We start from the raw sequence: 22332 nt of genomic DNA, 5'->3' as shown, positions 1-22332 counted from the left end.
ATGGAGCGAACCATAAATGCTCTGATGAGCGTGGGTTTACTGCTATGTATATTTCAAATTGCCCCAGTTAAAGCCAGTGACTTGACTCTCTCTGGCATTGATGTTGCCACACTGGCAGGTGACAAATTACAGATTCGGCTAGACATGAGCCAAGCCGTAGCTGCACCAAAAGTATTTGACACCAAAAATCCTGCCCGTATCGCCTTGGATTTTCCAGGTGCAAAAAATGGCTTAGGTAAAAAAATATTTCCTGTAAATCGCGGTGTGGCCACCAGCATCTATATTGCAGAAGCTGCAGACCGGGTTCGTGTTGTACTCAATTTAATCGAATCAGCGCCTTACGAAACCAAAGTGGTGGGGGATAAGGTATTTATCACTTTGAATGCCAACCGTTCCCAACTAGCTAATACCTACAGGCCACCCAACCCTAAAATACCTTCCGCCAGCCACCCACAAATCACGAAATCATCAGCTAACTCGGCCATTACCAGCCTGATGCCACAACAAACTATCAGCGGTTTCGATTTCAAACGCGGCGAAAAAGGTGAAGGGCGCATATTAATATCCTTGGCCAATCCAAACACTATAGTCAACTCTAAGGAAGAAGCCGGTAAAGTCATTGTCAGTTTTGTCAACACACAACTGAATGGAAACTTAGCTAAACGCTTGGATGTTTCCGAATTTGCGACCCCCGTCAAATTTATTGACACCGTCTCACGAAACCAAGAAACGACTATGACGGTTGTCATGCAAAATAGCCTTTATGATTATTCGCTTGTCCAATCGGACGGATTATTGACCGTTGAGTTTCGCCCCTTAAGCAATGAAGAAAAAGAAGTCTTGGAAAAATCACGCGTCAAATACGCTGGCGAAAGGCTGTCATTAAACTTCCAGGACATTGAAGTACGTAGCGTTATTGCCATCCTAGCGGAATTTACCGGGCAAAATGTGGTTGCAGGCGATGATGTCACGGGCACCATCACCTTAAAACTGGATGATGTGCCTTGGGATGAAGCCCTAGATTTTGTGATGATGACAAAGGAGTTGGGAAAGTATGAAACAGGGAACGTGACGCTGATATCCCCGCTCGATAAAATCAAAGATTACAAGAAAAAACAACAGGAAACAGAAGCCGTTGTTGAACAATTGGATCCTTTAGTCACTGAATATATACAAATCAATTACGCCAAAGCGGAAGGTTTTAGGAATTTATTATACGGGGTCGACACTGGCCAGTTTGGTAATTGCTCCGTCAGGCAAGCCCGCTTCAATGCATCAGGTAGCGGCGGCGGCAGCTCATCGCAAAGTGGCCAGAATTCCGGCCAATCGCAACAAAACTTCAATCCTAACCAAATGCAACGTTCTTCTGGCCAGGGTCAAGGTAATAATTCTTCAGCAGCTGATGAAAAATATAAATTATTGTCCGACCGTGGCTCTGCTGTTGTAGATGCCAGAACCAATATCCTGATTGTGCGGGAAACGGCAAAACGATTGGAAGAAGTCAAAAAATTGATCCGAAAACTGGATGTGACCGTCCGCCAGGTCATGATTGAATCCAGGATCGTGATTGCCACCAACACTTTTGCAAGGGAGTTAGGTGTCAAGTTTGGCACGGCAGGCACAGCTTCTACTGGCAACAGAAGCTTCTTTGGTGTGGGTGGGGCCGGAACGAATGGTAACCTCGCTACTGGAACGACCACCATAAAAGATGGCGTAGCCACCAGCAGTGGCACAGCAGCCAATATCAGCACCAATGATATGCTTGTTGACCTGGGAACTTCTTCCACGCCTTATGGCGCGTTAGGCATGACCTTGGTGCGTGGTGCTGACTATGTCCTTAACCTTGAATTGTCGGCCTTACAAGATGAAAACCGGGGCGAACTCATTTCCAACCCCAGGGTGATGACCTCTGACCGTTGCCAAGCCAATATCAAGCAAGGTGTACAAATCCCCTATCAGACAGTCAGCGCCAACACCGGGCCTAACATCCAATTTGTCGATGCCGTCTTACAACTTGATGTGACCCCACAAATAACACCCAACGGCAGCATCATCATGGATCTATTTATCACTAAAGATGCGGTTGGTGCAGTGACCAGTGGCGTGCCTAGTATTGACACACGCAACATCAGGACTATGGTACGGGTAAACGATGGCGAAACGGTCGTTTTGGGGGGTATTTTTGAAGGGACCAATACCAATGTCCTCAATAAAGTGCCTTTCTTTGCCGATTTACCAGGCATCGGTTTTTTGTTCAAACGCACAGAAAATACCGACGAGAAAAAGGAGCTGCTAATTTTCGTCACGCCTAAAGTGATAAAAGATGAGATAACTTCTAATTGATATCTTCTCGTCACTGCTAAAAGGGGGCATAATGCCCCCCTTTTTTATTATCTAACGTGGGGACAAATCTCTGATAGTCTTTATTTGCAAATATTCCACAAATCATTCCCAAATTTTGGGCAATCAGACCAGCAAGGTATTTTGATGACAAAATCAGAAAATATTTATTTAGTTGGCCTTATGGGTGCGGGAAAGACAACAATAGGCCGACAATTAGCCAAAGCGTTGGCGGTGCCTTTTTATGATAGCGATAAGGCAATTGAAGAACGGACTGGCGTCGACATCCCTACCATCTTTGAATTTGAAGGTGAAGAAGGGTTTCGTGACCGCGAGCAAAAAATGCTTCAGGAATTGACGCAAATGCAAGGTATTGTGCTAGCGACAGGCGGGGGGGTGATTCTTCGTGAAGCCAACCGTAACCTACTAATCAAAAATGGTTTTATAGTTTACTTACAATGTTCGATAGAGCGGATTTTGGAACGTACCCGCCGCGACACCCAACGTCCGTTGCTAAAAACCGAAAACCCTAGAGAACGCATAGAAACTTTGTTTGCCCAACGCGAACCGCTCTATTTGGCTTGTGCCGACTTTAAAGTTGACACGGGCATCATGCAAAGTAAAGAGGTTGTCGAACATATCCTGGCCGCCTATCGTGACATAAACCATTAAAAGCAATGAAAAAACTATTTGTTGAATTGGGTGACCGCAGCTATCCAATTTATATTGGCTCCGGCTTGTTACAAAAGCCAGAGCTATTTAAAAAACACATTAAATCCAAACAAGTTTTAGTGGTGACCAACACCACCATCGCCCCGCTCTATCTGGATACTGTCTTAAAAAATTTGTCAGGCTATACTGTCGAACACGTTATTTTACCGGATGGTGAGCAATACAAAAACCTAGAATCTTTACTGCCTATTTTTGATAAATTACTGGCTTGTAAGTTTAGCCGCAACGCCACCCTAATCGCCCTAGGTGGCGGTGTCGTTGGTGATATGGGCGGATTCGCCGCTGCCTGTTACCAACGCGGCATCCCCTTTTTACAAATACCCACGACCTTATTGGCCCAAGTTGATTCTTCTGTTGGTGGTAAAACGGGGGTTAACCACCCGTTAGGCAAGAACATGATCGGTGCATTTTATCAACCGCAATGTGTCATTGCCGATGCCGATGTCTTAGACACATTAGCTGACCGTGAACTCTCGGCAGGTCTAGCTGAAGTGATCAAATACGGATTGATTAGGGACTATCCATTTTTTGAGTGGCTGGAAAACAATATTAGCCTGTTGCTCGCTAGAGACAAAAATGCGCTCGCCTATGCCATTGAACAATCCTGCCTAAACAAAGCCACAATTGTTGCAGAGGATGAAACCGAAACTGGTGTCCGTGCCACTTTAAATTTAGGCCATACGTTTGGCCATGCGATTGAAACAGGTTCGGGGTACGGCAGCTATCTGCACGGTGAAGCGGTCGCTATCGGGACTTGCCAAGCCGCCGACCTGTCCAGAAGAAAGGGTTGGTTAACGGATGACGATGTTGGGCGTATAACTGGTCTTTTCATAAAAGCAAACCTGCCCGTAACACCGCCGGCACAGCTAGATCCCGACAAATTTTTAGAGTTGATGTCCGTCGACAAAAAAAACGTCGACGGAAAAATCCGCCTAATTTTATTAAACCAAATTGGTAAGGCCACCCTTCCTGATTATGTCGATCAAGACTTGTTAGTGCTTACTTTAAAAAGCTATGGTAGAGAGTGATATCTTTAACGAGCTACTAAAGCCATCAAAGAGTGATATAAATTACCCGGACCACCATTCTTTGATAACCGAGGGACGCGCCGAAAAGCTTGAATTATTAATCCACCTAATCACGCACGATAGCCCGTCAATTGTTGTTTGTGGCCCCAAGGGCATTGGGAAGAGCACTTTATTGAATGCCTTGCAGGGGCAGCAATTCCCATCATTGAAATATTTTTTTGTCACTGGCTCCCCTGAACTTGACATCGAAGCCTTACGCCAAGTGCTCCCTAAGCAAACTACACCTGCCTTCCATAAAATTGTCCTGATCATTGATATCGCTGGTGTTTTAGCGCCTGGACTCATCACCCAAATCATCCAATACGTAACGGGTGAAGCTAAATTATGTGTTATTTTTGCATTGACGCTTGATGAGTTATATATCAAAAATAGCACTGACCCCCTTATTGATGAATGCCATATTATTGAAATCCCCCCTTTGACTGAAAAGCAATGCGGGGAATATCTCCAATATTTGGCAACTAAGCCAAGTGCCTATCTTTCAGCTAATGAACTTTACGATGATGCCGTCCTAGCCATTTACCGAAAAACCCACGGTATTCCCGGAAACATTATCGCGGCCTTGCCTGAATTGATCCCCATAAAAAAACATGACCGGACGCTCGTCATACTTATTGCCGCAGTGATTATTTTGGTAGGATTAACACTAGGCATTCAATGGTTAACCCAAACAAAACCGTTCTTAAGCTGGCATTTTACCGAACAGACTCAGACCACTCCTTAAATCTGCTAATGACTCCCCTAAAAAACGATATTTTTATTAAAGCCCTGTTAAAACAGCCGATAAGCCGCACGCCCGTATGGATGATGCGCCAAGCGGGAAGATACTTACCCGAATACCGGCAAGTGCGTGAGCAGGCTGGCAGTTTCATGAACCTTTGCACCAACCCTGAGTTGGCCTGTGAAGTGACATTGCAACCCCTGCGCCGCTTTGCGTTTGACGCAGCCATTTTGTTCTCTGACATTTTGACCATACCTGACGCGATGGGCCTGGGCTTGCACTTCACCGAAGGCGAAGGCCCTAAATTTAGCAACCCTGTCAGCACAGTTGCTGACGTCCACAAACTCCCTATCCCAGACCCCACCGCCGAATTGCGCTATGTCATTGATGCTGTGGCATTGATCAGAAAAAATCTGCAAGGCGACGTACCGCTGATCGGTTTTTCCGGCAGCCCATGGACATTGGCGACTTACATGGTCGAAGGCGGCGGCAGCAAGAGTTTCCAAAAAGTCAAAAGCCTGATGTACGAACAGCCATCAGTCATGCATCTGATGCTCGACAAACTCGCGCAATCCGTCGCCGCTTACCTGAACGCCCAAATTGCGGCAGGCGCGCAAGCCATCATGCTATTCGACACCTGGGGGGGCATGTTAAGCAGCGAGGATTACTTAGAATTTTCCCTGCGCTATGCCAAGCAAGTCCGGGCACTGCTCAAAACTGAGGTGGATGGGCAAACTATCCCCACCATCTTGTTCACCAAAGGTGGTGGCTTATGGCTGGAAGCGATGAGCGATGCCGGTTACGATGCTTTAGGCCTGGACTGGCAGACTGACATCCAACAAGCGCGTATCAGGGTCGGTGATAAAGTTGCCCTGCAAGGGAATATGGATCCGGTCGCCTTATACGCCAAACCGGAAATTGTCCAGGAAAAAGTCAAAACCGTCTTGGCAAAATACGGCGCAGGGTCCGGACATGTCTTTAACCTAGGCCATGGCATTTTGCCGGATATTAACCCTGACCATGTCAAGGCGATGGTGGATGCCGTGCATAATTTCAGCCCGGCTTATCACCAATAGTTTTATAACGGAGTGTGGGGAATACCCACACTCCGTTATACACCTTCAGATAACGAAAAAATCAGCCCTATGACGGGCAACCCTTTACCGATCATCCCAATCTGCACTGAGGCGATTGCGGCATTACCATCAGCATCATAGAACAAGCCACCCGTGGCGGTGTTGTAAAGGATATGGTCATCGCTATCAAGCACGTTCCCATTACCCTATCTCCTTAAACACCGTGGCGGCTAACACGCCTGGTGTGGTCGCCGCTGGATAACAACGTGTCCACGACACGGGCATGGGTCAGGCAAAAAGCAGGGTGGCAAAACATCCAAGCTTAGGATCCATCGCTAGCCAGCGTCAAGACAACCGCTTTGGCGGGGATAAAAGGCTACGCGCAGGCAAGCAAATCCAAGGCCGGAAACGTCACCTTCTGGCCGATACGCCAGACCTGATTCTGGCCGTTGTGGTGACGGCGGCATCCGCAAGAGCGGGACGGTGCAAAACTGATGATAAATGGATGTTTTTCACAAAAGCGCTAGCTTGGCGGCAAGGTTTATCTTTACTCAACCCCATTTTTTTGGCATAAGGGAATCACGTTAAGGTCAATTTCAACAGGCGGGCTATGTTTATTTTTATCGGGTTTAGTCTTGCGTTGTGTTTTTTACTTCAGGCGGCCAGCCCTTGGTTGGATTGGCTGGTGTCGCCGTGGGTGTTGTATGGGGGCTTGACGGTAGCGGTGCTCAGCCTGGTCGCCGATATGGTTAATCGGGGTTTGACGGGGGTCTGGCATGATCTGTTTTCCAGCAGCGTTTTGCTGGTGTGGTATGCATATTGGCAACCGCTGTTTAAGGATGACACGCCGGTATTCTTTGCCTACTCCCTGTATTTTGTGTTTATGACGGCGTTTGTCGAGCTCTTTTTTATCGGGAAAAAAGATAATATTGATAAGGAAGTGTTACACCAGTTACGGATGGTTGCCAAAAACATTCGGGTCAAGTCATGGATGATCATGCTGTTGGTGTTATATAGCTTGGATTTGTTGGAGCATTACCTGCTGTATCCGGTGGCCATGACCTTGTTGACGTTGCGGTTTGCATTGTCCTCCTATTTGGAACCGGAACCCCCTAAGAAACCATTAAAAACCTAAATCTGCTTTTGCTATGGCAGTTTACCTGGCGGTTATTTTTATCTTGCAGGGAAGTTGAGGGGGCGGGAAACAACCGTCCTTTCGCCAATGACAAAAGGACGGTTATTTGGTATTAGCGGGCGCGATGGTAGTTGGTATTGCCAGCCCGACTAAGCCGAATAAGTTTGTTGGATTTGCTGATTTTAGCGATCCGGTGGTGATTGGCTTTGCTGCTGATTTTAGCAGTGCGGATGGCCTTTTTGTGGCTGGCCAGCAAATGGCGGGCTGGGTTGTGGCGGCTACGGGTATGCGCGATACGGCTATGGGAAAGTGTTTTACTTCGGTGCCTCACGGGTGGCGTGTATTGCGCGTAGGTGTTGCGCGGGGCATCATGGCCGCAACCAAGCTGGTAAGGGGGCGTGCTAGGGAATTTGGCTGGAATCGCGGTGATGTGCTTGTTGGGGTAATCGTTTAGCGTGTTGCCAAACCCCGCATCCATCATGGATGTCATCAGTTGATAACGTTCCGAACTGGTCATGCCGCCCATGATGACACCGATCAGGCGCTTGCCGTTTTGTTGGGCTGAAGAAATCAGGTTATAACCGGAACCACAGGTAAACCCGGTTTTCATGCCTTCGGCGCCTGGATAATTCGCGGTAAACTTATTAATGCCGCGCAATTCATGACCACGGAAATAAAAACTGTGTGAAGCAAAATACGGATAATAATTAGGGAAATCGCGGAAAGTCTTATAGGCCAATAATCCCAGATCCCGTGGCGTAGTGACTTGCCAATGATGCGGCAAGCCAGTGGCATTCATAAAATGGGTGTCAAACATCCCCAAGGCATGGGCTTTTGCGGTCATCCGGACGGCGAAGTTTTCTTCATTCCCGCCCAGATGCTCCGCCAACACCACGGCGGCATCATTGGCCGAACGGGTGATCAACGCCAATATCGCTTCTTCGACACTGATGCCTTCCCCGGCCCTTAAGCCCAGTTTGCTGTTCGGCTGGCGGGCGGCGTAAGGCGAAGTGGTCATCATGTCAGTTAATCTGACCTCCCCTTGCCTCAAGGCGGTAAAGGTCATGTACAAGGTCATCACTTTGGTCAATGAGGCAGGGAACCAGGCATGGTTGGCTTCCTGTTCATGGATGATCTGACCACTATCCGCGTCGATCAAAATGGCGGCATGGCGGCTGTAACTGACTTCTGATACCAGCGATATGCAGAGTGACATTAGAATAAGCAGGGTTAGTTTTACATTCGTCATGTTGGAAAATTTTTCAAGTAGTCGGACATCCAATCAGCATCGCCGTTTATTGTTGGTTCTTGCTTGTGCGGCAAAAACTGGCCCATAGCGGCGGCGAAAAAGGAATGCCAGGGAATATGCGGGTGGGTGATGGCCAAGTTTAGGACAGTACGGCGTGTGGTAATTTTGCACAATCCTGACATTCTATCAAACGACACCCCAATGATAAAACGCTAATATTTTGTTTAAGAGTAATTTTTGGCATCCTAACATCCCGGCAGTGCTTAAAAACCTGCCGGGCGGCTTGTTAAACGGCAATGCCCATCAATGTTTGGCGAACGCCTTACTACAAGTGAATGGTGGTTCACCTTGACAAATTCCCCAATATTTTCCGGAATGGCCTTCCTTGCCAGGCTTCCAATCCTCTGAAAAAGCTTCGAACACTACCCCGGAACGCTGTGCTTGCGCCAATTTTTTAAATGTCGATTGTACGACCAGCGCTTGGTTTTCAGGACTGGCCATACCGCAACGCTGCCCGGTTTTGTCATTAATTGACGTGTCTTTATCAGGGCCGTTTGGCCAACCGAATTCGGTGATCATAATATCCTTATCAGGGTTCACCGCATGGACTTCATTCAGCCTGGCAAGATGGAAATCTGCCGCCTGTGCTGCGGTGGTGCAAGGATGCAGGCTAGAAAAACGGTTCTCCCACCAAGGGAAAACATTAATGCCTATCCAATCAACTTGGTCAGAAAAAATAGTTTTTTCACATTTTAAGGAGCGGTTACACCATTCCCACCACGTGTCAATAGTCGTCACGGGTTGTGAAACTTTAGCCTCATGCATGGCATTGATGCAGCGGCTGACTTCGCTATCAAACTCATAACCATGCCGCGTCCTCACTTCCGAACCGCAGCTCAGCTTGATGATCGTATCAGGGAAAGTCCGCGCGAGAAATATGCCCGTGGAAATGGACTGGGTATTGACTTTGCTATCATTGTCTATCCACAAAATCGCAATGACTTTAAGGTTCCGGGCCTTGGCGGCGGTGAAGGTATAGTCCAAGCCATTAAGGACACCGTAAGTCATAATGCAACGGAACGGTGTATCCTTGACTATCTTGTCCAATAAGGTGTCTATCAATTCTTTCGACGGGTTTGCCCCCCAATCCGGGTTGATGGCACCGACGTAAGGGCTAAAGGCCACACACTGCATAGGTGCCCCGTGTTGTTTTTCTGTGAAGGCATCATCAGGCTTGCCAAGCGTATTAGCCGCGATAGCATTGGCGGACGTCACTAGCAACAATGATAAAAACAACAAACATACTTTGATCATGGTAACTCTCTGCGGGCGGGCAAAAGGAAAGCAATATGATAGGGGATTTTTACCATTGGCGTTTATTTCTTGGGCTTGAGAGGAACAGGCTAGCAAGCGGTCCATATGGGTTTGCATTTTTCCATTTGCCATGCAAGCTGAATGGTAGCGGCATCACCGCATCATGCCCAACACGCCAAGCCAGCTTGTTTTAAATAAAAAATACAATAGGCCATTGATTTTTATTTTACTATTTCAAATGTACAGTTACCTAAGAACAGAGGATATCGCTATGGCAAACCACCCGAATGTCACCAAAACCATCACCTTGATATGCCAAAACCCATTTGGGATCCTGATCGCCCTAGGCCTGGCACTGGCGCTTATTAAGCTTTTCGGTTTATATGCCAGCGTTGATGTTGATGATGGCCGTTGGCAGCAATTTAAGGCCGAACATGAATGCGTCATACAAACGGGCGAACAAGGTAGCCAACGCTTAAGCTGGAAGTGTAATGACGGGAAAATCTACTACAGTTGGCGGCAGCAGCGTTAGCAGGGTGATTTTCCTAAAAGTTGCCTTAACTAAACTTTATGCCCTGTATATCCTCCGGCGGTATCGCCTTTGGGTAAAGGCTTACAGTGAGGTACAATGTCCAAAGCCGTGTTGGGTCAAGTCGGACTGGCTTAGCTATCCTTGCTGGCTTGCGTATCATGCTTCATCTATCAATCCCTAAAAAACGAGGACATCTCATGAAAAAAAGTTTGTTTCTGGCAATGGCGATGCTGTTTTCCGGCAGTGTGTTAGCGGCCACCGACCATTATCTATTACGCGATGGCAACCATATCCACCACATGAAAATCATCAAGATGAATGATGAAATCACGGTCAGTGCGGATGTTGATTTTGAACCGAACGCCAACGAAGAAGGCAAGTATCCTTGTTCAGCGGATGTGTCCGGCGTTGCCAAGCAAGTGGCCGATAACGAACTGGTCATGAAGAAACATTCAGAAAGCGAAGCCAGTTATTGCGAGTTGAAAATCCATTTGACCCCGACTGGCGCAACCGTTGAGCAATCTAAAGACTGCGATAATTTTGCCGCCGGGATTTGCCACTTTTCCAGTGACGGCAAGGAAATGGTCAAATTTAAATAATGGCTATGGGCAGTGGCTAGCTTCGCTCCTGCCCGTATTTCCTGCGGACAAGAAACTAAAGGGCCTTAAGCTCAATGGTTGCCGCTTCTCAAATTCCCTGCATGTAACCCGCATTCCTTCTTAGTCTCCGCTTCCCACCACCAGCGCCCGGCGCGTTCGTGCTGGTTAGGCAACACGCTCTTGGTGCAGGGTTCGCAGCCAATGCTGATATAACCTTTCTCATGCAGCTCATTAAACGGCACTTGATACGCTTCGATATAATCCCACACTTGCGCAGAACTCCAATTTAGCAAAGGGTTGAATTTCACTAACGGATGCCCGTCAGTCGCAAACGCAGTGTCCAGTTGCACTTCGGGGATATGTTGGCGCGTGTCCGCGCTTTGGTCTTTGCGCTGCCCTGTGATCCAAGCGTCCACGCCCGCCAATTTGCGCGACAAGGGCTCAACCTTGCGGATGGCGCAACATTCATGATGGCCATCTTCATAAAAACTGAACAAGCCTTTGCGTTTGACGAATTCGTCCAATAAATCGCGGTTTGGCGTCAATATCTCAATGTCGATCTGGTAATGCTTGCGGACCTTTTCCAAGAAACGGTAGGTTTCAGGATGCAGGCGTCCGGTATCCAAACAAAATACGGTGATGTCTTTCCTGATGTTCAAGGCCATGTCTATCAACACCACATCTTCAGCACCGCTGAAAGAAATGGCGATATTGTCAAATAAAGCCAGGGCTTGTTTCAGGATGATGCGCGGGCTTTTTTGATGTAACTGGCTTTTTAATGCGTCAATTTCAGCGGCGTTCATGCGGTTTCATTACAGGTTTGGGTAAAATAGCGGTGCAAAAATTCCGCGAAAGGCAGTTGCGGCTGGCTTTCGATGAACTGTTGTCTGGCATGGGATTGGGCCGCCATGTCAATAAAGGCTTGGGTATTGGCTTCATCTAATGGTTGGCCATTAATATATTGCGCATGTTCAGCCGATTTGGCAATGGCGAAACCTGCAAACGCTTGCGAGCGTCCGCGCATCGCCGCCAACAACCGTGCCGAGGCGGTCAGGTCGGGGTTATCCACCTTAGCCTGTTGGGTGTTCAGCGCAGCCGTATAAGGTTGTTGCGGATGGCCGGCATCCAGCACCCCACACACCGGCCTCATCGCGTCCAGTATCTCGTCCGCCCACTCTTGCAAACCGATGCCGCCGCCATTTCTTGCCAATTCCAAGCCTGGTTTACGGCCTGAGTGGGCGACCAGCAATTGGTTGGCGTTATTGGTACGATGGTCTTGGCTGGTCATCAACGGGCTATCGGTCAACAAACAGGTCAGCAATAGGGCTTCGCTAAAACGTGCGGTATCTTCTTCTATGCCCATTGGATCGAACACGTCCAAATCCAAGGAGCGCATTTCCACATAACGCACACCGCGACGCCTTAACGCCACGGTTGGTTTTTCACAGGATTGCGCAATTTGTTTGGGGCGCATTGTGCTATAAAACTCGTTTTCGATTTGCAGGATATGCGTGTTCAATTGCCGATATTCACCATCCACCACCGTACCGATCTTTTCATATTCAGGATAAGGGGTGTTGATCGCCCGGCTCAAACTCTCCACATAGCCAGACAAGGAGTTGTAATCAATATCCAAATTCGCCTGGTTTTTGCTTTTGTAACCAATATCGCTCATCCGCAAAGAAGTCGCATAAGGATGGTATAGCGTGTGCGCATCAAATTGTTCAAACTGCGCCATCAATTCGGGGCGGCTTTTGAAAAAACTTTTGCAAATCGCCGGTGACGCACCGAACAGGTACAGGATCAACCAGCCCACCCGCTGAAAATTGCGGATCAGCCCAAAATAAGAGACGGCAATAAAATCCGCCAAACTCAACGGGCTGTTTTCTTGGCTGTGCAACACGGGCCACAAGGCTTCGGGGACGGAATAATTGAAATGGATCCCGGCAATCGCCTGCATTGTGCGCCCATAACGGTGCCACAAACCATGGCGGTAAATGTGCTTCATCTTGCCGACATTGGACGAACCGTATTCGGCAATGGGGATGCTCTCATCACCACTGATGCCACAAGGCATGCTCGCGCCCAGCAAGATTTCCTGGCCCAAATGTGCGTACACAAATTGGTGGATATGTTGCAAATAACCTAAGGTGTCCCGAATATCCGCAAATGGCGGCGTGATCAGCTCAATCAAGGCTTCGGAATAATCGGTGGTGATATGCGGGTGGGTCAAGGCCGAACCCAGTGCATAAGGATGTGGCGTGTGGGCGATAACCCCGTCCCGGGAGATGCGCAAGCTTTCTTTCTCTATGCCCTTAAAGCCGCCGCAAAGCAAGGTTTCCGAACCGTTTGCTTGCAGCTGGCCTAAGCGTGCAGAAAGCGTGTTAGTAAAATGAGTCATAGCGTGGGTATGTGCCCCAATAGTCTAATAAAGTGCCGCCATTATAAAGGGTATTGTTGGGTTGGCGGAATATTATCGTGGGGATGCTGGCGATTGGCCCGTTGATTTGGTGACGGGTGAATAGGGGGAATGGGGTAAAGTATAGGGGGTAAAACCACTTTTAAAGCAGCTGGCAACATCCATGGAACCTCCCTGATAAAGCCCGTAGGCTAAAGGCCAGGATTCCAAACCCTTCACCGGATTTGTTCCCTAGGCACCACCTATCCATCCCTAAACGCCATGACCGACACCAACATAAGCAATCACGACATTTACGACGACACCCTAAAGCAACTGCTCATTGATGTGACTGATTTACGCGAAAAAATCACTGCCCACGCAAGCAGCCGCCTGGACAAATACCAAGCTTACTACCGCGCTGGCGTGTTCAATAAAAGCGCGGTGAACCTTGCGCATTATCTGGCCTTAAGGCAATTCGACCTGCGCCATTTGCAAGATAGGCTTGCGCAAGCCGGGTTGTCGTCATTGGGGCGCTCGGAAGCCTCGGTGTTATCGACATTGGACGCGGTGACCGACGTGCTCAAGCGGGCAACCGATAAGAGCTATTCCCTGGATGACAAAAACCCGAGCGAGTCAGGGTTTAACCGCGGTTTGCAATTGCTTGAGCAGCACAGCATCGAATTGTTCGGGCCATTCCACGAACACAGCAAAGTCCATGTGATGGTGACGCTAGCCACGGAAACCGCCTGGAATTACGAGTTGATCCTGGCGTTGCTGGATAAAGGCATGACCTGCGCGAGGATTAATTGCGCCCATGACGACGCGCCAGTCTGGCGCAATATGATCCGCAATATCCGCCGTGCGGAAACCGAAACCGGTAAAATCTGCCGCATCCTGATGGATCTGGCCGGGCATAAGATCCGCACCGGAACGGTTGCTTTAGGGCCGCCCATCCATCACATTAAAGTCAAAAAAGATGTGCGTGGCGCCGTCATTGCCAAAGCCCGGCTGCTGTTGACGGCAAACCACGAGGATCGGCATGGCCATGGGGAGGGAGGCGGGCCGCTGTTCCGCGTCCCCATCCCTGAGGCGCTGCACAGCCAACTGGACTCTGGTTGCCGCCTGGAATTTGTCGATGCGCGGGGTAAAGCGCGGCATTTGCTGGTCGAGCAAGCCGAATCCGATAAGGCATGGCTGGCGAGTTGTGACCAAAGCAGTTACTTGGAATCCGGTTGCGAAGTGGCCTTAGTGCCCACTGGCCCGGCGGATGAGGGCGACACCAATGAGAGGTTTAATCTGGGCACGTTTGCCGGTATGCCACTGGAAATACGCTTGTTCAAAAACGATTTGTTATTGCTGACCGAAAATGATGTTATCGGCCAACCTGCCAAATACGATGAAAACGGAGCCCTGACACAGCCTGCACAAATCGGCTGCACCTTGTCGTCATTCAGCGCCAAATTAAAGATAGGCCAGCCAGTGTGGATTGATGACGGCAAGCTAGGCACGGTGGTGGAAGCCATCACCGGACAAGGCACCTTGTTGCGTGTCAACCAAGTGCGCAGCAGCGGCGTTTGTATCCAAAGCGACAAAGGCATCAACTTTCCTGACACCCAGTTGGGTTTGCCGCCCTTAAGCGAAAAGGATTTGCAGGATTTAGATTTTGCCTGCACCCACGCCGACCTGATAGGCTTTTCCTTTGTCGAAACGCTAGCCGACATGGATTATTTAATGGCCGGACTGGCCAAACGCAACGCCACCGAATTGCCGATCATTGCCAAAATCGAAACCAACCTTGCCCTGAAAAACCTCCCGGATATTATTCTCGGCACCATTGGCCGGCATAGCTTGGGCATCATGATCGCACGCGGGGATTTGGCGGTGGAACTGGGTAGCGCCAGGCTCGCCGAAATCCAGGAAGAATTGCTGTGGCTTTGCGAGGCGGCGCATGTGCCAGTGATTTGGGCCACCCAAGTGCTGGAATCCATCGCCAAGAAAGGCGTGCGTTCCAGGCCGGAGTTTACCGACGCGGCGATGGCGGTGCGGGCGGAATGCGTGATGCTGAACAAAGGCCCGTACATACTGGATGCCATTGAAGCCTTAGTGAATGTGATGGTCAGGATGCAGGAACACCAGCGGAAAAAGTTTTCCAGGTTACGGGCGTTGCATTGGTAAATGGCGGTTGTTAGATGTGCCAGTTCAGGCTTGGCCTGAGTTGAACAGCACCTGAAAGCCTAGATTGGCATTCCAGCCACGTAAAATAATCAACTGGCCGGACTCGACCCACAAGAGCATTCAAAGAATTCCAATCAATGTCGGCTGCGATTCAATGAGCGACCATTCAACGTGAAGCTAAGGGGCGGACGCGATTAGCGGCCGTCCGGCTTGGGCGCAGGGTTAGAACCTGACGCATTGTGGTACTCATTTAGTGAAAGTGAGGGCGGCATTGACCTTACCTTCTAATGCGGCGGCTACTGCTTCGCTCCACTGCTCTTTGATGGCAGGGTCAGCAGGTGGGCCATCTGGTAGTTATGCTGCCTAGCAATCCGCCGATTTCACCAGATGATGTGAGCCGATATTCTGCTTCAAGAAACGGAAACATTGCGAGATAGGCTTGTTGCCCTGAAAGTTTCGCCATGGGTACTCGTAAGTTCTAACGCTTAGCCCAGCGGTAGCTAAAATCCGCTGGAGCATTGAGTTAGGCAAACTCGGTATTCATAAGAATTTTTGTAGTTGCTCACGGCTTAATTCACAATCACGAAGAATTTTGCTTATTAAGCCCGGCCCAACGCTTTCGCCCGCGTGGACGGGCACAACCGTTGAGCGACCATCTGGATGTTGTACAAAATGATGGCTTCCCCTAACTCGAACTACCGAAAAACCAGCTTTTTTCAAGGCAAGCAATAAATCTTTGCCGGTTAAGCTTGGAAAAGATGTCATGCCGCAACTGAAATTCGCTGAATGCCAACAAAATCCAATGGCTCGAACATCTCGTCCTGAACTTCCAAACAAAGCTCAATAGCTTCTCTAATACGCTCCATAAGTACATCTAATGACTTAGCTTGTGTATGACAACCTTTCAGGGCTGGAACAGAAGCTACAAAATATCCCTCGGAATCTTTCTCAATAACTACATCGAATTGTTTCATCATGCTATTTAAATCCCATCTATGCTCAGGCTTGATAACTAACTTTAACACGCTACAAATAAATAACTTTATTCTGCTCAATTTTAATGAGCTTACGTTTTTTCAATTCAGAAATAATTTTGTCTACATCTGAGTCAGCAATTCCACCTTGGAACTGAAACATGGCTTTGATTGAATTCGTTAGGGATTGTTTTTTGACAGGTTTTAACTTCAATAGTCTTTCAACAACGTATTCTATAGTGCCGATTTCATTCAAAGTCTCTTCTTTTGCTTTCTCAACGTTTTTTGGTTCAGAACGATTTTGAGGATTTGCATTTTCTTCCTCTTTTCTGGCGGTCTGAATGAGTAACTGTGCGAGACGCAATTTATCCCTATAACTTAGCTGTTCACAAGCTATAGCTATTACATCATAGGTCATCCGGTTAGCTTCCCTTAAGTAATTTCTGGCAGTTCATTTTTATTGCCTAACGTAGAACTAACCGGGCGCGGCACGGGAAGCTGAATAAACAAAACCGCATTATAACCGCGCTCCGGTTGAGTGCCATGCTGGGCATGATTATCTATTTCAAATGCTTAATAACAAACGCCATTCCTTTGAACTGATGCCCTAAAGAATATTGCAAATCGCTTTCAATTTGAGCCTCTTCTTGCCGAGAGCCTCTATCAAAAATTGACCCTCTTGGAGAACCCATTATTCTGAATTCTATTCCCCTGTTATTTTTCAACACACGATAAAATAGGCGAATTTTGTCATTCTCGTAAAGACCTTCGTTATCCAATGGGTTGCATTTTTTACAGATTAAATTATAAGGGTTAGTAACGTTCTCAATGGCACTGATTGCCTTAGCAATATCAATGCGTTCGCTAGAGGATTCTTTTCTTATTTCGAATATATCAGGCTGAGGTAACGTCGAGGTTCCTGTAATTCCTAAGACAGTCAGTACAATGGCTGGGATTTTAATTAGCTCAGGTTTATTTAAATTTAATGTAAATCTTTCACGTTTCTCGTAAACAAAGTGTGCAACAGGGATCATTACAAAAGCCACCAAGTCACTGTAGTCAACCGTTCGAATAAGCTCTATCGGGCTATAAGAATTAATGAATTCGATTAAGCCTTGAGAATATGGACTTTTCCAGTATAAAAACAACCCAACTACAAGCACAGCAGTTTCCAACACCTTCTTTGGAAATACATCTCTCAACACCAAAACGATAAGAAATATTCCGGAAAAGTCAGATATTTTTCCTGTAACAATACCTGGGAAAGAATACTTAAGTACATGATCATTCAATATAAGAAGAAATGCGGAAAGCAACAAAGGCCATGTTGTATAAATGCCATTCTTCATAAAATTCCCATAGCCCGCCCAAAAATGCCTAACTAGTAATTAGATAGTTTCCGTATACATACTGCAAAACTTGCATTACCTCAATAACTATCTAAACGGCAAAGAATTTCCTCATCTGCATATCATCCAAACTATGTCTATAGATGTTTTGGAGGTTTTCATGTTAACGGTTCCCGCATCAGTTCCTAATTTTATACCCGGTTTTAAACACCCACCACACAAAGGCCAGGCAAATGATGAGAAACCCAAACGTCATGCCAATACTGATGGCGACATTCACATCGGCAATACCATAAAAGCTCCAGCGAAAGCCGCTGATCAGATACACCACCGGATTGAACAAGGTGATCTTCTGCCACAAGGGAGGCAACATATTGACCGAATAGAACGCGCCTCCCAGGAATGTGAGCGGGGTGACAACCAACATCGGCACCACCTGTAGTTTCTGAAAACTGTCCGCCCACAGGCCGATGATGAAGCCGAACAAACTGAAGGTCACCGCGGTCAGCAACAGAAAAGCAACCATCCACAAGGGATGGGCGATCTCATAAGGCACGAACAGGCGAGCCGTGCCCAGAATCAGCAGGCCCAACACCACCGACTTGGTCGCCGCCGCCCCCACATAACCGAGCAGCACTTCTGCCCACGAAACCGGCGCCGATAGCAACTCGTAAATGGTGCCCGCCCATTTGGGCATGTAAATCCCGAAAGAAGCGTTGGAAATGCTCTCGTTCAGTAAATTCAGCATCACCAACCCTGGGATAATGAAGGCGCCGTAACTGACGCTGTCAATGTCGCCCATACGCGAACCGATGGCTTTGCCGAAGACGATGAAGTACAGCGAGGTGGTCAGCACCGGTGCGGCGATGCTTTCCCATAGAGTGCGAAAGGTGCGCGCCATTTCAAAGTGGTAAATGGCGCGAATACCATAGATGTTCATTCCCGTGCCCCCATAGGCTTATGTACCAGGCTGACGAAGATGTCTTCCAACGAACTTTCGGTGGATTGTAAATCCTTGAAATCGATGCCATGTTCCCCCAGCGCGCGCAACAGTTCGGCAATGCCGGATTCTTCTTTCTGGGTATCGAAGCTGTAAATCAGGGCTTGCCCGTCGTCGGAGAGCGTTAACGGCCAAGCGTTTAAACCGGCCGGGATGCTGGCCATAGGCTTCCGCAACACTAAGGCGAGCTGCTTTTTGCCAAGTTTGCGCATCAGCCGTTCCTTGTCTTCAACTACGATCAGCTCACCTTTGTTGATGACGCCAATCCGGTCAGCCATATCTTCGGCTTCCTCGATGTAATGGGTGGTCAGAATGATAGTGGTGCCTTGTGCACGAAGCCCGTGCACCATCCGCCACATATCGTGCCGTAACTCCACATCCACACCGGCGCTCGGCTCATCAAGGAACAATATCGTTGGTTCATGCGCCAGTGCCTTGGCGATCAGCACCCGGCGTTTCATACCACCGGATAGCGCCATGATTTTTTGGTCACGTTTGTCCCACAGCGATAGATCGCGCAGCACTTTTTCCAGGTAGGCTGCGTTGGGCGCCTTACCGAACAAGCCCCGGCTGAATTTGATCGTGGCCCAGACCGACTCGAACGCGTCCGTATGCAGTTCCTGCGGCACCAAGCCGATGCTTGCCCGCGCCGCGCGGTAATCCCGCACGGTATCGTGGCCGTCGGCGGTAATGGTGCCAGACGTGGCGTTGACAATACCGCAGATGATGCTGATCAGCGTTGTCTTGCCCGCACCATTGGGGCCCAACAAGGCGAATATCTCACCACGCTTGATGTCCAAGTCGATGTTCTTCAGCGCTTGGAAACCGCCGGGATACGTCTTGTTAACGCCGCGCACGAAGATGATGGGGTCAGGATTATCGGAATTCATAGTCTAGGTGGGGCATTTTTTATGGATGAATGTAAATTCCAGCGCCTGTCTAATAGCCGGGGCATAGGTAAAGGAATTTGTCCGGCATTGTTGTCCTTCAGCGGACGGCACCGATATTATTGGCCGTCATCATATCGGCCAACGAATACTAACATAGCTGTTATGCGCCACGGGCAAGTCCCCCTGAAATTGCTGCCGGCCTCCCCGCGCCCAAGAAGCGTATCGACGACGCCCAGATCCCGTCTTCGAAACCTGATGAAACGGTTAATATCGCCGTCTGGAACATCCGCGAATTTGGGCGCGTCCCACGTACCAAAGCCGCACCCCATTTTGGCCTAACCCTAACCCGCTTCCGCCACCAAACTGGGGTAATCGGTATAGCCCGTCTCAGGCTCCCGCAGCCCATAGCCGTAGAACGTATCGGGATGGTAAGGGTTGAGCGGCACGTTCAGTTGCAGGCGGCGGGGCAAATCCGGATTGGATATGAAGTCCTTGCCAAAAGCCACCGCGTCCGCTTCCCCTGCCGCAACCACCTGTTGGGCCGTTTCCCGGTTAAAACCCTCATTGGCGATCAAAACGCCGCCAAAACGTTTTTTCAATGCGGGGCTGATGCGGTTTTCCCCTAGGGATTCGCGGGTAAAAATAAAGGCAATACCGCGTTGGCCTAATTGCTCTGCCACGTAACCAAAGGTACCCAAGGGATCGGAATCGCCCATGGAATGGGAATCGCCTCTAGGTGCAAGATGGACCCCAACGCGATCCGCGCCCCAGACTGAAATCGCGGCATCGGTGGCTTCCAGCAGCAAACGGGCACGGTTTTCTATCGGGCCACCATAACGGTCATTGCGTTGGTTGGTGCTGTCCTGCAAAAACTGGTCGAGCAGATAACCGTTGGCGCCATGGAGCTCGACGCCGTCAAAACCCGCCAGTTTGGCGTTTTCCGCGCCTTTGCGGTAGGCATCGACAATGCCGGAAATTTCAGCCATATCCAAAGCTCTCGGCGTCACGTATGCCCGCAGAGGCCGCAACAGGCTGACATGGCCCTGTGGCGCAATGGCGCTTGGGGCGACAGGCAGTTCGCCGTTGAGATAATCCGGATGGGAAACCCGGCCGACATGCCATAGCTGTAAAAAAATCCGTCCACCGGCGGCGTGTACGGCTTGGGTTATCTTAGCCCAGCCCCCGACCTGGGCCTCCGACCAAATCCCCGGCGTATCCGGATAACCGACGCCCTGCGCGGAAACGCTGGTCGCTTCGCTTAAAATCAGTCCCGCACCCGCCCTTTGCGCGTAATATTCAGCCATCAGCGCATTAGGCACCCTTCCGGTGCTGGCACGGCAGCGTGTCAGCGGTGCCATTACAATCCGGTTAGGGAGCTTAATCGCCCCAACAGTGATGGGCTCAAATAGATTAGTCATTTTATCCTCTTGTAATGGTTCGCTTTAGCCTGCAAGGCGACTGCCCGGCATAAGGCCCTGTAGATAGTTAAAGCCAGACCGGTGCCAACAGTCAAGGGTAAGTTTTAGGCCGTTCCGATTTAATCCTTGATTTGCCCAGCTCCTCGCTGAGCAACTGACGCAAACAAGTGCCGGCATGCCCCCAATCCAAGTCTTCCCGTTCACAATGTTGGCGGGCCGCCCTCGCCATGATTGAATACAAGGCCCCATCATCGTTTAATCGGGCCAGAGACCTGGCGGCATCGGTAACCGACGGTTCGACCATAACCAGCGGGGAGTATTCGGTACGCAGGGGGCGGGTGGCAATACGTAGCGCCGCATCCCCCCATAATTCGCGCAAGGCATCCTGGTCGGGCAGGACTTGGGGCGCTCCGGTCGCCGCATGCTCGAAGCTGACCAAGCCAAAACCTTCGCCCACGGCGGTGTTGATGCCGACCGCGCAAGCATTGTAAAGCCAGTTCAATTCGGCATCATCCAAGGGGCCGGCCTGCTTAGGATACCAAAGTATCCGTTCGGCGATACCCAGCGCATTTGCCTGCTCGCGTAGCGGGTTGACAAATTGGGGGTGTGCGAAAGCCTGATGCAGGCATAAATAGATATTCGCCGGGCGGCCTTGCACAAAGCGCGCAAAGCTTTCCAGGGTCAGGTCGATACGTTTGCGTGGATCCGGCCGTGCGGCGTTGAGGACGACGAAACTGGGCTCGGAGAGGTGGAAAAACTGCTGCGCCAAGCGCATGCGCTGTAGGCACAAATTTTCATCGCCCAACCCAAGCAGCGGGTGGAAGCGATGTAAATCCACACCGTGCCCCAGGCAATCCACTCGGGTATTGATAGCCATTGCCCGCAAGGCTTCTGTTAAATCAAGCGCGGCACTGCGTGTATAAGTTACCAAACGGCTGAAGCCAAGCAATTCAGCGACCTGTTGTGGATCTTGAATATGCCCGTCCAACGGCAAATAACCGACCATCGGAACATGATCAAGGATGCCCGCGAGTTCGCGCGAATAGTGCACTAAATACCACAAGTCATTGAGCGCAAACACCAAGTCCGGTTGTAGTTCGCCCCAACGTAATCGCGCACCATAAGCCCCCACCATATCGCCGCCATGCAGGTCGGTAGGCTCCAGCCGCACCCCTTCGGCCCAATTAAAAGCCTCCCCCTGATAACCTACGCCCATCCAGGTGACCCGATAATCCTGGGCCAAATGTGGCATCAGCGCTTCCAGGACGCGGGTGAAACCGGTGCCCGGACGATACCAACCGAATAGCAATAGATGCGGGCGTTCCGACGACTGTATCAT

The 22332-nt window shown here is 49.4% G+C and carries 22 protein-coding genes; 9 read left to right on the top strand and 13 right to left on the bottom strand.

All coding sequences use genetic code 11. The features are described 5' to 3' along the window. The first annotated feature begins 81 nt into the window (after window positions 1-81). From pilQ to hemE, 5 genes are all read left to right on the top strand, one after another. Complete coding sequence (gene pilQ / locus METMI_RS0114305; RefSeq protein WP_232215231.1) at window positions 82-2343, top strand: type IV pilus secretin family protein; 2262 nt, start codon at window positions 82-84, stop codon at window positions 2341-2343. 144 nt (window positions 2344-2487) lie between these two features. After that, window positions 2488-3012 carry a shikimate kinase AroK gene (gene aroK / locus METMI_RS0114300; protein WP_029151714.1) on the top strand — a complete coding sequence of 175 codons (525 nt, stop codon included), beginning with the start codon at window positions 2488-2490 and terminating at the stop codon, window positions 3010-3012. Window positions 3013-3017: 5 nt separating this feature from the next. After that, on the top strand, window positions 3018-4100 hold the full coding sequence (gene aroB / locus METMI_RS0114295) for a 3-dehydroquinate synthase (protein WP_019866976.1): 1083 nt from the start codon (window positions 3018-3020) through the stop codon (window positions 4098-4100). Next, window positions 4087-4884 (top strand): GTPase, encoded by a 798-nt coding sequence (locus METMI_RS0114290; protein ID WP_156829864.1) that lies wholly within the window; start codon window positions 4087-4089, stop codon window positions 4882-4884. The genes aroB and METMI_RS0114290 overlap by 14 nt, the downstream gene beginning before the upstream one ends. Before the next feature lie 8 nt (window positions 4885-4892). Beyond that, entirely contained in the window at window positions 4893-5957 is a 1065-nt protein-coding gene (gene hemE / locus METMI_RS0114285) for a uroporphyrinogen decarboxylase (protein ID WP_029151713.1), read from the top strand. A gap of 35 nt (window positions 5958-5992) precedes the next feature. On the opposite strand, the gene METMI_RS27030 is transcribed toward hemE, so the two are convergent. Next, window positions 5993-6151, bottom strand: coding sequence for a hypothetical protein (locus METMI_RS27030; RefSeq protein ID WP_019866973.1), 159 nt, complete (start codon window positions 6149-6151; stop codon window positions 5993-5995). A 416-nt stretch (window positions 6152-6567) separates the two neighbouring features. On the opposite strand from METMI_RS27030, the gene METMI_RS0114270 reads away from it, so the two are divergent. After that, the gene (locus tag METMI_RS0114270) at window positions 6568-7092 is read left to right on the top strand and encodes a hypothetical protein (RefSeq protein WP_019866972.1); all 525 of its coding nucleotides are present in this window, start codon (window positions 6568-6570) and stop codon (window positions 7090-7092) included. A 112-nt stretch (window positions 7093-7204) separates the two neighbouring features. Here the strand turns inward: METMI_RS0114270 and METMI_RS24175 are convergent, their stop codons facing one another. Continuing rightward, a complete protein-coding gene (locus tag METMI_RS24175) occupies window positions 7205-8308 on the bottom strand; it encodes a D-alanyl-D-alanine carboxypeptidase family protein (protein ID WP_019866971.1) in 1104 nt (367 codons plus the stop codon). 336 nt (window positions 8309-8644) lie between these two features. Continuing rightward, window positions 8645-9655: a glycoside hydrolase family 17 protein gene (locus METMI_RS0114255; RefSeq protein ID WP_040573114.1), complete on the bottom strand. Its 1011-nt coding sequence runs from the start codon at window positions 9653-9655 to the stop codon at window positions 8645-8647. 271 nt (window positions 9656-9926) lie between these two features. Between METMI_RS0114255 and METMI_RS0114250 the strand changes: the two genes are divergently transcribed. Both METMI_RS0114250 and METMI_RS0114245 read left to right on the top strand, forming a co-directional pair. Beyond that, a complete protein-coding gene (locus METMI_RS0114250; RefSeq protein ID WP_019866968.1) occupies window positions 9927-10187 on the top strand; it encodes a hypothetical protein in 261 nt (86 codons plus the stop codon). Between the two features lie 197 nt (window positions 10188-10384). Beyond that, window positions 10385-10786 (top strand): hypothetical protein, encoded by a 402-nt coding sequence (locus METMI_RS0114245; protein WP_019866967.1) that lies wholly within the window; start codon window positions 10385-10387, stop codon window positions 10784-10786. A gap of 71 nt (window positions 10787-10857) precedes the next feature. Here METMI_RS0114245 and METMI_RS0114240 read toward each other — a convergent pair whose 3' ends face one another. Continuing rightward, window positions 10858-11589: a phosphoadenylyl-sulfate reductase gene (locus tag METMI_RS0114240; RefSeq protein ID WP_019866966.1), complete on the bottom strand. Its 732-nt coding sequence runs from the start codon at window positions 11587-11589 to the stop codon at window positions 10858-10860. Then, entirely contained in the window at window positions 11586-13187 is a 1602-nt protein-coding gene (gshA, locus tag METMI_RS0114235; protein ID WP_019866965.1) for a glutamate--cysteine ligase, read from the bottom strand. Before gshA ends, METMI_RS0114240 begins: the two co-directional genes overlap by 4 nt. A gap of 279 nt (window positions 13188-13466) precedes the next feature. Here gshA and METMI_RS0114230 point away from each other — a divergent pair, with 279 nt between their 5' ends. Then, window positions 13467-15362 carry a pyruvate kinase gene (locus METMI_RS0114230; protein WP_019866964.1) on the top strand — a complete coding sequence of 632 codons (1896 nt, stop codon included), beginning with the start codon at window positions 13467-13469 and terminating at the stop codon, window positions 15360-15362. Between the two features lie 540 nt (window positions 15363-15902). Here the strand turns inward: METMI_RS0114230 and METMI_RS28305 are convergent. From METMI_RS28305 to METMI_RS25550, 8 genes are all read right to left on the bottom strand, one after another. Next, the gene (locus tag METMI_RS28305; RefSeq protein ID WP_083930327.1) at window positions 15903-16127 is read right to left on the bottom strand and encodes a type II toxin-antitoxin system HicA family toxin; all 225 of its coding nucleotides are present in this window, start codon (window positions 16125-16127) and stop codon (window positions 15903-15905) included. Then, window positions 16124-16339, bottom strand: coding sequence for a type II toxin-antitoxin system HicB family antitoxin (locus tag METMI_RS0114220; RefSeq protein WP_019866962.1), 216 nt, complete (start codon window positions 16337-16339; stop codon window positions 16124-16126). Before METMI_RS0114220 ends, METMI_RS28305 begins: the two co-directional genes overlap by 4 nt. 49 nt (window positions 16340-16388) lie before the next feature. Next, a complete protein-coding gene (locus METMI_RS0114215) occupies window positions 16389-16754 on the bottom strand; it encodes a hypothetical protein (protein WP_019866961.1) in 366 nt (121 codons plus the stop codon). 142 nt (window positions 16755-16896) lie between these two features. Then, the gene (locus METMI_RS25555) at window positions 16897-17685 is read right to left on the bottom strand and encodes a hypothetical protein (RefSeq protein ID WP_019866960.1); all 789 of its coding nucleotides are present in this window, start codon (window positions 17683-17685) and stop codon (window positions 16897-16899) included. A 178-nt stretch (window positions 17686-17863) separates the two neighbouring features. Continuing rightward, window positions 17864-18625, bottom strand: coding sequence for an ABC transporter permease (locus tag METMI_RS0114205; RefSeq protein ID WP_019866959.1), 762 nt, complete (start codon window positions 18623-18625; stop codon window positions 17864-17866). Then, window positions 18622-19575, bottom strand: a complete 954-nt coding sequence (locus METMI_RS0114200) for an ABC transporter ATP-binding protein (RefSeq protein WP_019866958.1) — start codon at window positions 19573-19575, stop codon at window positions 18622-18624. Before METMI_RS0114200 ends, METMI_RS0114205 begins: the two co-directional genes overlap by 4 nt. Window positions 19576-19916: 341 nt before the next feature. Beyond that, window positions 19917-20993, bottom strand: coding sequence for an alkene reductase (locus METMI_RS0114190; RefSeq protein ID WP_019866956.1), 1077 nt, complete (start codon window positions 20991-20993; stop codon window positions 19917-19919). A gap of 91 nt (window positions 20994-21084) precedes the next feature. Then, the gene (locus METMI_RS25550; protein WP_019866955.1) at window positions 21085-22332 is read right to left on the bottom strand and encodes a glycosyltransferase family 4 protein; all 1248 of its coding nucleotides are present in this window, start codon (window positions 22330-22332) and stop codon (window positions 21085-21087) included.

Source organism: Methylovulum miyakonense HT12, from assembly GCF_000384075.1.
GTDB lineage: Bacteria > Pseudomonadota > Gammaproteobacteria > Methylococcales > Methylomonadaceae > Methylovulum > Methylovulum miyakonense.
Note: the sequence above shows the minus strand (reverse complement) of the source record. Positions and strands in the feature narration are given on the sequence as shown.

Excerpts from the sequence above, each read along its gene's own strand:
- aroK (WP_029151714.1), top strand. The coding sequence starts at position 2,488 with ATGACAAAATCAGAAAATATTTATTTAGTTGGCCTTATGGGTGCGGGA.
- aroB (WP_019866976.1), top strand. The coding sequence starts at position 3,018 with ATGAAAAAACTATTTGTTGAATTGGGTGACCGCAGCTATCCAATTTAT.
- METMI_RS0114290 (WP_156829864.1), top strand. The coding sequence starts at position 4,087 with ATGGTAGAGAGTGATATCTTTAACGAGCTACTAAAGCCATCAAAGAGT.
- hemE (WP_029151713.1), top strand. The coding sequence starts at position 4,893 with ATGACTCCCCTAAAAAACGATATTTTTATTAAAGCCCTGTTAAAACAG.
- METMI_RS0114270 (WP_019866972.1), top strand. The coding sequence starts at position 6,568 with ATGTTTATTTTTATCGGGTTTAGTCTTGCGTTGTGTTTTTTACTTCAG.
- METMI_RS24175 (WP_019866971.1), bottom strand. The coding sequence starts at position 8,308 with ATGTCACTCTGCATATCGCTGGTATCAGAAGTCAGTTACAGCCGCCAT.
- METMI_RS0114255 (WP_040573114.1), bottom strand. The coding sequence starts at position 9,655 with ATGATCAAAGTATGTTTGTTGTTTTTATCATTGTTGCTAGTGACGTCC.
- METMI_RS0114250 (WP_019866968.1), top strand. The coding sequence starts at position 9,927 with ATGGCAAACCACCCGAATGTCACCAAAACCATCACCTTGATATGCCAA.
- METMI_RS0114245 (WP_019866967.1), top strand. The coding sequence starts at position 10,385 with ATGAAAAAAAGTTTGTTTCTGGCAATGGCGATGCTGTTTTCCGGCAGT.
- METMI_RS0114240 (WP_019866966.1), bottom strand. The coding sequence starts at position 11,589 with ATGAACGCCGCTGAAATTGACGCATTAAAAAGCCAGTTACATCAAAAA.
- gshA (WP_019866965.1), bottom strand. The coding sequence starts at position 13,187 with ATGACTCATTTTACTAACACGCTTTCTGCACGCTTAGGCCAGCTGCAA.
- METMI_RS0114230 (WP_019866964.1), top strand. The coding sequence starts at position 13,467 with ATGACCGACACCAACATAAGCAATCACGACATTTACGACGACACCCTA.
- METMI_RS28305 (WP_083930327.1), bottom strand. The coding sequence starts at position 16,127 with ATGACATCTTTTCCAAGCTTAACCGGCAAAGATTTATTGCTTGCCTTG.
- METMI_RS0114220 (WP_019866962.1), bottom strand. The coding sequence starts at position 16,339 with ATGATGAAACAATTCGATGTAGTTATTGAGAAAGATTCCGAGGGATAT.
- METMI_RS0114215 (WP_019866961.1), bottom strand. The coding sequence starts at position 16,754 with ATGACCTATGATGTAATAGCTATAGCTTGTGAACAGCTAAGTTATAGG.
- METMI_RS25555 (WP_019866960.1), bottom strand. The coding sequence starts at position 17,685 with ATGAAGAATGGCATTTATACAACATGGCCTTTGTTGCTTTCCGCATTT.
- METMI_RS0114205 (WP_019866959.1), bottom strand. The coding sequence starts at position 18,625 with ATGAACATCTATGGTATTCGCGCCATTTACCACTTTGAAATGGCGCGC.
- METMI_RS0114200 (WP_019866958.1), bottom strand. The coding sequence starts at position 19,575 with ATGAATTCCGATAATCCTGACCCCATCATCTTCGTGCGCGGCGTTAAC.
- METMI_RS0114190 (WP_019866956.1), bottom strand. The coding sequence starts at position 20,993 with ATGACTAATCTATTTGAGCCCATCACTGTTGGGGCGATTAAGCTCCCT.
- METMI_RS25550 (WP_019866955.1), bottom strand. The coding sequence starts at position 22,332 with ATGATACAGTCGTCGGAACGCCCGCATCTATTGCTATTCGGTTGGTAT.